Origin of the sequence: Actinospica acidithermotolerans, assembly GCF_018139625.1 — a bacterium.
Taxonomy (GTDB): Bacteria; Actinomycetota; Actinomycetes; order Streptomycetales; family Catenulisporaceae; genus Actinospica; species Actinospica acidithermotolerans.
In genome coordinates this window covers 1-9,621 of record NZ_JAGSOH010000187.1, presented here as the reverse complement: position 1 = coordinate 9,621, position 9,621 = coordinate 1, and the positions used below count along the sequence as shown (strand labels likewise).

Sequence of the window (9,621 nt, the reverse complement as noted above, 5' to 3'; positions counted from 1 at the left end):
GACGTTGAGCTCGAACGCCCAGCGCAGCTCGGACGCCGGGACCTGCGCGGTCACCCCCAGCGGCTCCACGGTGGCCGCGTTGTTGACCAGGATCTCGACGCGGCCGCGGGCGAGCACGGCGTCGATCGCCCGCGCACGCTGCGCCTCATCTGCCAGGTCCGCCGCGACCACCACGACCCGCCCGCGCCCGACGCCCCGCTCAACCAGCTCGCTCCGGGTCTGCTCAAGCTGATCCGAAGAACGGGCGAGCAGGACCAGAGCGGCCCCCGCGTCCGCGAGGCCCAGCGCCACCGCCCGGCCGATCCCCCGCCCGGCGCCCGTCACCAGCGCCGCCCTGCCCGCGAAAACCTCCGACATCGCAACCTCCACCGAGCTCCAGGGCACAGCGGCCGCCGCGCCGTCGACCCGTGTGCGTCCCCGAACGGGTCGGGTCTTACCGGTAAGACGCCATGCCGATTCCGGCGCTCATGACGTGACAGGAAACGGAACCGCGCCGCACAGCGGGTCCCGCCACCACTCATCGAAGGACGTCCCATGCCGCTGCTCAACCCCGGCGACCAATTCCCCCGGCTGTACGTGCACACCATCGACGGCGCCGATATCGACCTGCCCGGCGCATTCGCCGGGGACTTCGGCGTCGTGCTGTTCTACCGCGGATCGTGGTGCCCCTACTGCAACGCGCAGCTGCGCGCGTTCGAGCGCGCCCACGACAAGCTCGCCGAGGCGGGCATCCGCGTCGTCGCGCTGTCCGTGGACGACGCGGCCACCACCAAGGAACTCGCCGCGAAGCACAACCTCACCTTCCCACTCGGCCACAGCGCCGACGCACACGAAACCGCGGAGCTCACCGGCGCCTTCGCCAACCCGGATCCCGTCTACCTCCAGTCCACCGGCTTCGTGCTCAACCCGGAAGGCAAGGTCGTGGTCAGCGTCTACTCCAGCGGCGCGATCGGCCGACTCGTACCCGAGGACGTCCTCGGCCTGGTGCGCTACATCAAGGAACACCACTGAGCACGAGCCGGACCCGTACCCGTACCCGTACCAGTCGGTAACCGTCCGCGCGGCCCCCGGAGTTACCTCGGGGCCGCGCAAGCGGATGGTGCCACCACAACGCGTGAACCGGTCCACCGGCCGGCGGACCGTGCCGGGCGACCTGATCGGGGTTGTGCCACGGCCTGCTGTGTTTCAGCTGCTTGCTCTCGTTGCCGAACGGCACGACCGAGCGCATCCACGACGTGCTGCGTCGAAGGCTGAGAAGCCGAGCGCGGTGGCCATCGACTCCCAGAGCGTCAAGGCCCCGATCGTGCTCGGCGTCTCCGCGGCCCGCCTGGGAGACTCCCCGGTGGGCCGGCAGGTAATCGACCACCTCGCCTACCGTGCCCCGTCCGTGACGAAGGCGTGGCTGGACGGCGGCTACAACGCGAAGGGCGTCGATCACGGCGCCGAGGTGGGCATCGACGTCGAAGTCGTACGCCGCGACCCGAGCGTCGAGGGCTTCAGAGTCCTGTGGCGACGATGGGTAGTCGAACGCACCTTCGGCTGGTTCATGCTCCACCGCCGCCTGACCCGCGACTACGAGACACGGCAGGAACGCTCACGCACGATAATCCACTGGTCGATGATCGGCGTCATGGCCAGAGCCTTGACCAGCTGTTCCACACCCACCTGGCAATAACCACGCCTCAAGCAGTGAATACACCGAATCGCCGCAAGACGCCCACTAAGACCTCGGCGGACTGGTCCGCCGCCACCGCCGACGACTCCGTGAGCATGGCCCTCGCCCGCCTGCAGGACCGACCTCGTCACAGTCGATGACATAGGGCTTGGTCGAGGAGCCTGCGCAATGCCAGCCCGTCGGGTGCCAGGGCATTGATGACGATGGCCGGGCCGTCGAGCGGTAGGACGGCGATGGCTCCGTGGGCGTCGTCGCGCGGATCGAGGACGACGCGTTGCGCGGGTGGTACGTCCGTCCATGTCGGGTCCACGATCAGTGTGGTGGCGCTGGCGCGGTCGCTGCCCGCGACGGCCGGACCGAGCGAGCCTGGGTAGTGCGGTCCGATGGCCAGGGTGTGGTCGAGCAGGGGACGTCCGGCGCGGCGTACGCGCAGCCGGGTGAGGGTGGAGCCGGGCGCCTCGCCGTGTCGGCCGAGGAGTGTCTGTTCGTACCAGGTTAGGCGGGCGTTCTCGGCCATCTCGATGTTCACTGTGGTGCGGTGGCGCGCTCCTCGGGCGGCGATCAGCGGTTCCGGCTCCCAGGTGAGAGACGCGGCCGCCTCGATGCGTACGCTGATATCGAGGCTTGATTCGCCTCCCTGGGGGCCGGGCAGTGCCAGAGAGGCGGCGACGCTGCGGACCCGCACGCTGGCTCCGGGACCGAGGTGCAGGTCGAAGTGCACTGCGTCGCCGCCGATGGGGCCTGCCGCTCCGCCGACGAGGTGGACCTCGGCCGCACCGGCATCTGCGTCCGCCGGAGTCTGGCGCAGCAGCAGCGGCGCCTGGTCGGCGAGGGCGGTCAGCCGGGTGCGGCCGTCCTCTCGTGCCTCGGCGACCAGGCGCGCGCTCGCCTTCATGCCGCGCTGGGGACGTCGGCGGCGGCCGTCCGGCGCTGTGCGATCAGCTCGGTGATCCAGGCGGCCACGTCGGACGCAAGGGGGTCGACGGTGAGGGAGGTGAACAGGGTCGGGCGTGTCGTTCCATCGGATGCGGTCCGCTGGCGTGCGGCGTCGCGGCGCATCACGTCGAGGTCCGCGTGCACGAGCTCGGCCAGGTCGGTCTTGTTGATCACCAGCAGGTCCGAGGCGATGATGCCGGGACCGCCCTTGCGCGGCACCTTGTCGCCGCCCGCGACGTCGATCACGAAGATCTGCCGGTCGATCAGACCCTTGCTGAAGGTCGCGGTGAGGTTGTCGCCGCCGCTCTCGATGAGGATCAGATCGAGCGGCGCGAAGCGTGATTCGAGGGCCGCGACGGCTTCGAGGTTGGCCGAGATGTCGTCGCGGATCGCGGTGTGCGGGCAGCAGCCGGTCTCCACCGCCGTGATCCGCTCGGGTTCGAGCACGCTCTGGCGCAGCAGTATCTCGGCGTCCTCGCGGGTGTAGATGTCGTTGGTGACGACGGCGAGCGAGTACCGTTCGCGCAACGCGCGGCACAGGGCGGCCACGAGGGCGGTCTTGCCGGAGCCGACCGGGCCGCCGATGCCGATGCGCAGCGGTCCGTCCATGCGGGCGGGTCGGGGGACGAAGCGCAGGCCGATGCCGGCCGAGCCGTTGACGTCCGGATGATCACGATGCAAAGAGACGCACCTCCCAAGTGCTGTGGTGTTCTGCCGAGATGTCCAGGCGCGGTGCGCTGAAGGACGGCAGTTCGCTGATCGGGCCGAGCGCCGCCTTCATCGCGGCGTCGGCGGTGTCCCGGATGCTGGGTTCGAGGGCGGCGAGTACGGCGGTGACCGCGTCGGGATCGATGCCGATCAGGCGCGTCGCTGCGCTGGCCGGGCCGGTCACGGAGCTCAGCGCGGCGGCCATGGCGACGTCCTGCGCGCAGACTCCCGCGGCGACGCACGCCGCGCCGAAGGCGATCGGCTGATGCGGTCCGTTGGGATGGACGGCTGCCGCGGCCGTGAGCGCGGGGCCCGACCAGCCCGCGCCGACCGCGCGCAGCAGTTGCCGACCGAGCGCACGTGAGGCACGGCGTTGAGCGGGTGACGGGCTGCGCGCGTCGAATTCGGCGTCGAGCTCGGCGAAGTCCGCGAGGCCGGCGGGTCCGGCGGTGAGTGCGGCCGCGGAGAACGCTGCGCCGACGAGGCCGATCGTGGTGAGCCGTCCGAGCAGGAACTCGTACAGCTCGTCCGCGTGCCTCACTCGTTCGGCCGTGACGGCGGCTTCCAGTCCACCCGAATGGGCGTGTGTACCCGCAGGCAGGCGGCTGTCGGCGAGCATGAGCAGTGCGATGAGACTCATCAGAACAGGAAGTACCGCTGGGTGAGGGGCAGCGACTGTACCGGGTCCGCGTTCACGACCTCCCCGTCGATGCGTACCGTGAACGTGTCGGGTTCGACCTCGATCCTCGGCAGTGCGGTGTTCTCCGGCAGGTCGGCCTTCGTCAGAGCACGTACGTCCTTCTGCGCGACCAGCCTCCGGCGCAGGCCGATCCGTTCGGTGAGCCCGTCCTCGAGTGCCGTCGGCGCTACGAACGCCAGGCTCGTCGCGGGCGCGGCGCTTCCGTACGCCCCGAACATCGGACGCGGCAGCACGGGTTGCGGTGTCGGTATGGAGGCGTTGGCATCGCCCATCGCGGCCCAGGCGATCGCACCGCCTTTGATGACGAGGCTCGGCCGGACGCCGAAGAATCGCGGATCCCAGAGCACCAGGTCGGCGAGCTTGCCCGGTTCGATCGAGCCGAGTTCGGCGTCCATGCCGTGCGCGACCGCCGGGCCGATCGTGTACTTGGCCACGTACCGCCGGGCTCGGCGGTTGTCCGCCGGTCCGTCGCCGGGCAGCGGGCCGCGGCGGGCCTTCATCACGTGCGCGGTCTGCCAGGTGCGGATCACGATCTCGCCGATCCGGCCCATCGCCTGCGAGTCCGACCCGATCATCGAGATCGCGCCGAGGTCGTGCAGGATGTCCTCGGCGGCGATCGTCGTCGGCCGGATCCGCGACTCGGCGAACGCGAGGTCCTCCGGGATCGAGGGCGACAGGTGGTGGCAGACCATGAGCATGTCGAGGTGCTCGTCGATGGTGTTGACCGTGTGCGGCCGGGTCGGATTGGTCGAGGCGGGCAGGAAGTTGGGCAGTCCGGCCACGGTGATGATGTCCGGCGCGTGCCCGCCGCCGGCGCCTTCGACGTGGTACGCCTCGATGGTGCGGCCCGCGATCGCCGCGACGGTGTCCTCGACGAACCCGGCCTCGTTGAGCGTGTCCGTGTGAATCGAGACCTGCGCCCCGGACTTGTCCGCGACCCGCAGGCACACGTCGATCGCGGCCGGCGTCGCCCCCCAGTCCTCGTGGATCTTGAATCCCGCCGCGCCCGCGCGCAACTGCTCCCACAGCGCGGCCTCGTTGGTCGTGTTTCCCCTGCCGAGCAGCGCGAAGTTCACCGGCCACGGGTCCAGGGCCTCGAACATCCTGGCGAGGTGCCAGGCGCCCGGGGTGACGGTCGTGGCCTTGCTGCCCTCGGCCGGCCCGGTGCCCCCGCCGATCAGGGTGGTTATACCGGAGGCCAGCGCCTCGGTGATCGACTGCGGACAGATGAAGTGCACGTGACCGTCGATCCCGCCGGCCGTGAGGATCTTGCCGTTGCCGGAGATCACCTCCGTGGACGGGCCGACGACCAGCGCCGGGTGCACGCCGTCCATCGTGTCGGGGTTTCCGGCCTTGCCGAGCGCGACGATGCGGCCGTCCCGGACGCCGACGTCGGCCTTCACGACGCCCCAGTGATCGAGCACGATGACGCCGGTGATCACCGTGTCCGGGCTGCCGGGCACATCGCCGCGCTCGGTCCGCGTGGCGTGCCCCATCCCCATCGACTCGCGCAGCACCTTGCCCCCGCCGAACACTGCCTCCTCGCCGTATCCGGCCACGGCGCACAGGTCCTGCTCGATCTCGATCAGCAGGTTCGTGTCGGCCAGCCGGACCCGGTCGCCGGCGGTCGGGCCGTACAGCGCCGCGTACCGGGCCCGGGAGATCTCAACCATCGAGCTTGCCTTCCTCGCGTGCGCCGCTGACCCCGCGCAGACCGGTCACGACGCGCCGCCCCGCGATCGGGACGAGCGCGACCTCGCGGGCCAGCCCGGGCTCGAAGCGGACCGCGGTGCCCGCCGGGATGTCCAGTCTGAGACCCCAGGCGGTGCTCCGGTCGAACTCGAGCGCCGGGTTGGCCTCGGCGAAGTGGTAGTGCGAGCCGACCTGCACCGGCCGGTCGCCCGTGTTGAGCACAATGAGCGTGGTACACGGCGCCCCCGCGTTGAGCTCGATCGGCTCGGCGGCGAGTACGTATTCGAACATGGCGCCGTTATCCGATCGGCCGGTGGACGGTGACGAGCTTCGTGCCGTCCGGGAAGGTCGCCTCGATCTGCACCTCGTCGATCAGCTCGGGCACCCCCTCCAGGACGTCGTCCGCGGTGAGCACCCGTCGCCCGGCGTCCATCAGCTCACTGACGGACCGGCCATCCCGGGCGCCCTCCATCAGGAAGGAGGTGAGCACCGCGGTCGCCTCCGGGTAGTTCAGGCGCAGTCCGCGGGCCCGCCGCTCCCGGGCGATCCCGGCGGCGACGTGGATGAGCAGGCGTTCCTGCTCATGCGGGGAGAGAAGCATGGTCACGCGTGCCTTTCCGTACTACGCAGCGGTCGCCGCGGCGGGCATTCCGAGATCCACCAGTCCCGTGGTCTCAGACTTCTTGCAGGCGTCGTGGCACTTGGCCTCGAGGCTGCAGCACAGTGAGCAGATAGCGCCCTGGTGGAACGGGCAGGCGGCCATGTCGGGTCGCTCGAAGGTGTCCGAGCAGACCGTGCACGTGAGTTCCGCTGCCGATAGCTGCCCGTCCACGACGAGCGGTTCTTCGAGTGCATCGACGCGGGCGATGTAGTACCTGCCCTTGGTCGCATACGCCAGGATCGGCGAGAGGACCATGCCGATGGCGAGGGCGATCAGCGGCGAGAAGGCCTTCGCGTACGCGCCGAACGCGTTGAAGTACGCGGCGATCGAGACGGCCGAGGCCAGGAGCATCGAGCCGAAGCCGACCGGGTTGAAGTTGTACAGGTGTGCGCGCTTGAACTCGATGTACGACGGGCTGAGCTTGAGGGGCTTGTTGATGACGAGGTCTGCGGTGACGGCGCCGATCCAGGCGATCGCGACGTTGGAGTAGAAGCCGAGGACGTTGTTCAGGAACCCGAAGACGCCGCCCTCCATCAGCGCGAGGGAGATGCCGACGTTCAGGAAGATCCACACGACGCGGCCGGGGTGCTTGTGCAGGACGCGGGAGAAGAAGTTGGACCAGGACAGCGAGCCCGAGTACGCATTCGTAGAGTTGATCTTGATCTGCGAGAGCACGACGAAGAACGTGGCGAGCCCGAGGGCGACGGGCGCGGCGAAGGTCTTCAGCCCGAGCAGGTACTGCTGGATCGGCTCGTCCGCAACAGACTTGCCGATCTTCTCGGTGACGTAGAAGGCGAGGAACGCGCCGCCGAGCTGCTTGAGAGCGCCGAGCACGACCCAGCCGGGACCGGCCGTGAGCACGGACGCCCACCACTTCTTCGCGTTCTCCTCGGTTTTGTCCGGCATGAAGCGCAGGTAGTCGACCTGCTCTCCGATCTGCGCGATCAGCGAGAGCGCGACGCCCGCGCCGGCCCCGGCGCCGAGGATGGTGAATCCGGCACCGCTGGCCGAGTCGCCGCCGAAGTGCGTGAAGCGCGCGAACTCGCCCGGGTCCTTGATCGCGATCGCGATGAAGGGGGCGACCATCAGGATGAGCCAGATCGGCTGCGTCCACACCTGCATCTTCGACAGCGCGGTCATTCCGTAGATCACCAGCGGGATCACCAGCAGCGACGCGATCAGATAGCTGATGGCCAGGGGTATGTGCAGGCCGAGCTGGAAGGCCTGTGCCATGATCGAGCCCTCGAGCGCGAAGAAGATGAAGGTGAAGCTCGCGTAGATGATCGAGGTCAGCGTCGAGCCGAGGTAGCCGAATCCGGCGCCGCGGGTCAGCAGGTCCATGTCCACGGAGTACTTCGCCGAGTAGTACGCGATCGGGATGCCGGTGGCGAAGATGATGACCGCGGCGATCAGGATCGCGACCGCCGCGCTGGTGAATCCGTAGGAGATCGCGATCGAGCCGCCGATCGCGAAGTCGGCGAGGTACGCGATGCCGCCGAGCGCCGTGGTCGCGACGACGTACGGGCTCCAGCGTCGGAAGGACTTCGGCGCGTAGCGCAGCGAGTAGTCCTCGAGCGTGTCGTTCTTGGCCCAGCGGTGATAGGAGCGCCGAGCCTGCGTCGGCGCAGCGGTCCCGGCCTGGCTGTCGGTATCGGTCATGGCCGAGAGCGTGGCGCGCACGTGTTGAAACCACGTTACGCGGCGTTACTTCACGGAGAAACTATTTCTCCGATGGGCCATCTCGGCGTCTCGGGGCCCTACCATGGAGCCGTCCGGCACCGCGCGAAACGGGGGTGGCCTAGAGTTGCGCGACGATGTCGAAGTCGGGCCCGTCGGCCCGCGCGAGATAGATCGGCTGGTCCACGTGGTTGCCATGCAGGGAGACAGCGCCGCGCGGACCCTCGTACGCCACAGCACGGCCCGCACGCATCAGCGCACGCACATCCAGGCTCCGCGCACGGTCCGCCAGGGCCGCCAGCAGACGCACACCCTCGTAGCAGGACTCCCCCAGGCTGCTGAGCACCGGAGCCTGCGTGCCGAACCGCGCAGCGTACCGGCCGCTGAACGCCAGGCTCTCGGCCGTGGCGAGCGTCTCGAAGTACCCCGCCGCCGCCCAGAGGTTCTCCATCGCCTCAGCCCCGGCGGCCATCAGCATGTTCTCATCCATGTGCGTGCTGAGTCGCAGGGCCCGTTGATGCAGCCCGCACGCCGCGTACGCCCGGCTGAAGTGCACGGCGTCCGCACCGATCAGCAGCATCAGCACGACATCCGCCCCGCTGCGATCGATCGCCCGCATGACACCCGCGTAGTCCTCCGTGCCGAGCGCCACGAACTCCTGCCCACACACCCGTCCCCCGCAGGCTCGCGCGTACCGCAACGCGGCCCGCGCAGTGACGCGCGGCCAGACGTAGTCGTTGCCGACCACGAACCAGCGGCGCACGCCGTGCGAGTCGGCCAGCAGCCGCATCGCCGGAAGCAGCTGCCGCGCCGGGGTCTCGCCGGTCACGAACACGCCCGGCGCCCGCTCTCCCCCCTCGTACTGGGCGGTGTAGACATACGGAACGCGGCCGGCGATCCTCGGCACCAGCGCACGGCGCACCGCCGAGATATGCCAGCCCACCACGGCGTCCACCGCGCCGAGGTCCACCAGCGCAGCGACCTCCGCCGCCACCTGATCCGGCGCCCGTCCCCCGTCGACCGGCAGCAGCCTCACCCGGCGCCCCAGCACCCCGCCCGCCTCGTTGAGCTCGCCGACCGCCAACCGCGCCGACAATTCGCACGACGGCCCGAACACCCCCGCCGGCCCACTGAGCGGGATGACCAGAGCGACCGTCAGCTCCTCGCCCGCCGCCGCGGCGCCGCGCACCAGCGCGTGCCGCGGCCCAGGCACCGGCTGCGGCGACTCGGCGAACACACGACCACCTCGGAACGGGACGGAAGACCCGGCCATCCTGACCGGCGAGCAGCCCGCACGTCCAGTCCCGTCCGCTCAGCACTCCGCAAGAAAGGGCAGGTCCATGACCGGCACAAAACCGCAGCGTGACCTGGCGCACCTGCTGAGCAGGGCCGAGCACGCCGCCGTGCGCCGGTTCACCGCCGCCCTGGAAGCCGAGGCCCCCGGCTGCTCGCTCGAACAGTGGTGGGTACTCGACCTGCTCGCCGACGGCGAGGGCCACACGATGACCGAGATCGCCGAGCACGCCCTGCTCCCCGCCTGTCCCTTCTACACATCTGACGCTGCCGACGACA

12 protein-coding genes are annotated in these 9,621 nt (G+C 69.9%); 3 read left to right on the top strand and 9 right to left on the bottom strand.

Annotated features, from left to right (window positions below):
* The coding region (locus KDK95_RS32800) for an SDR family NAD(P)-dependent oxidoreductase (protein ID WP_212522247.1) at nt 1-357 on the bottom strand (357 nt) is incomplete at its 3' end.
* A gap of 177 nt (nt 358-534) precedes the next feature.
* Here KDK95_RS32800 and KDK95_RS32795 point away from each other — a divergent pair.
* A complete protein-coding gene (locus KDK95_RS32795; RefSeq protein WP_212522246.1) occupies nt 535-1,011 on the top strand; it encodes a peroxiredoxin family protein in 477 nt (158 codons plus the stop codon).
* Nucleotides 1,012-1,267: 256 nt separating this feature from the next.
* Entirely contained in the window at nt 1,268-1,675 is a 408-nt protein-coding gene (locus tag KDK95_RS38440; protein WP_212522245.1) for a transposase, read from the top strand.
* Nucleotides 1,676-1,802: 127 nt separating this feature from the next.
* On the opposite strand, the gene KDK95_RS32785 is transcribed toward KDK95_RS38440, so the two are convergent.
* The 8 genes from KDK95_RS32785 to KDK95_RS32750 all read right to left on the bottom strand — a co-directional run bounded on the left by KDK95_RS32785 (nt 1,803) and on the right by KDK95_RS32750 (nt 9,286).
* Nucleotides 1,803-2,570, bottom strand: a complete 768-nt coding sequence (locus KDK95_RS32785) for an urease accessory protein UreD (protein ID WP_212522244.1) — start codon at nt 2,568-2,570, stop codon at nt 1,803-1,805.
* Nucleotides 2,567-3,292 (bottom strand): urease accessory protein UreG, encoded by a 726-nt coding sequence (gene ureG, locus KDK95_RS32780; RefSeq protein WP_282971731.1) that lies wholly within the window; start codon nt 3,290-3,292, stop codon nt 2,567-2,569. The genes KDK95_RS32785 and ureG overlap by 4 nt, the downstream gene beginning before the upstream one ends.
* On the bottom strand, nt 3,282-3,959 hold the full coding sequence (locus KDK95_RS32775) for an urease accessory protein UreF (protein WP_212522243.1): 678 nt from the start codon (nt 3,957-3,959) through the stop codon (nt 3,282-3,284). The genes ureG and KDK95_RS32775 overlap by 11 nt, the downstream gene beginning before the upstream one ends.
* A complete protein-coding gene (locus KDK95_RS32770) occupies nt 3,959-5,692 on the bottom strand; it encodes an urease subunit alpha (RefSeq protein WP_212522242.1) in 1,734 nt (577 codons plus the stop codon). The genes KDK95_RS32775 and KDK95_RS32770 overlap by 1 nt, the downstream gene beginning before the upstream one ends.
* The gene (locus tag KDK95_RS32765) at nt 5,685-6,002 is read right to left on the bottom strand and encodes an urease subunit beta (protein ID WP_249162253.1); all 318 of its coding nucleotides are present in this window, start codon (nt 6,000-6,002) and stop codon (nt 5,685-5,687) included. The genes KDK95_RS32770 and KDK95_RS32765 overlap by 8 nt, the downstream gene beginning before the upstream one ends.
* A 7-nt stretch (nt 6,003-6,009) precedes the next feature.
* Nucleotides 6,010-6,312 carry an urease subunit gamma gene (locus KDK95_RS32760; RefSeq protein ID WP_212522248.1) on the bottom strand — a complete coding sequence of 101 codons (303 nt, stop codon included), beginning with the start codon at nt 6,310-6,312 and terminating at the stop codon, nt 6,010-6,012.
* Between the two features lie 21 nt (nt 6,313-6,333).
* Nucleotides 6,334-8,031, bottom strand: coding sequence for a purine-cytosine permease family protein (locus tag KDK95_RS32755; protein WP_212522241.1), 1,698 nt, complete (start codon nt 8,029-8,031; stop codon nt 6,334-6,336).
* Between the two features lie 139 nt (nt 8,032-8,170).
* Nucleotides 8,171-9,286, bottom strand: coding sequence for a substrate-binding domain-containing protein (locus KDK95_RS32750; RefSeq protein ID WP_212522240.1), 1,116 nt, complete (start codon nt 9,284-9,286; stop codon nt 8,171-8,173).
* A gap of 103 nt (nt 9,287-9,389) precedes the next feature.
* Here KDK95_RS32750 and KDK95_RS32745 point away from each other — a divergent pair.
* Nucleotides 9,390-9,621, top strand: a 232-nt coding sequence (locus KDK95_RS32745; protein ID WP_504799849.1) for a winged helix DNA-binding protein, incomplete at its 3' end; no start/stop codon positions are given.

Coding starts and splice junctions, on each gene's coding strand:
- KDK95_RS32760 (WP_212522248.1), bottom strand. CDS start 6,312: ATGCTTCTCTCCCCGCATGAGCAGGAACGCCTGCTCATCCACGTCGCC.
- KDK95_RS32755 (WP_212522241.1), bottom strand. CDS start 8,031: ATGACCGATACCGACAGCCAGGCCGGGACCGCTGCGCCGACGCAGGCT.
- KDK95_RS32785 (WP_212522244.1), bottom strand. CDS start 2,570: ATGAAGGCGAGCGCGCGCCTGGTCGCCGAGGCACGAGAGGACGGCCGC.
- KDK95_RS32775 (WP_212522243.1), bottom strand. CDS start 3,959: ATGAGTCTCATCGCACTGCTCATGCTCGCCGACAGCCGCCTGCCTGCG.
- KDK95_RS32795 (WP_212522246.1), top strand. CDS start 535: ATGCCGCTGCTCAACCCCGGCGACCAATTCCCCCGGCTGTACGTGCAC.
- KDK95_RS32765 (WP_249162253.1), bottom strand. CDS start 6,002: ATGTTCGAATACGTACTCGCCGCCGAGCCGATCGAGCTCAACGCGGGG.
- KDK95_RS32770 (WP_212522242.1), bottom strand. CDS start 5,692: ATGGTTGAGATCTCCCGGGCCCGGTACGCGGCGCTGTACGGCCCGACC.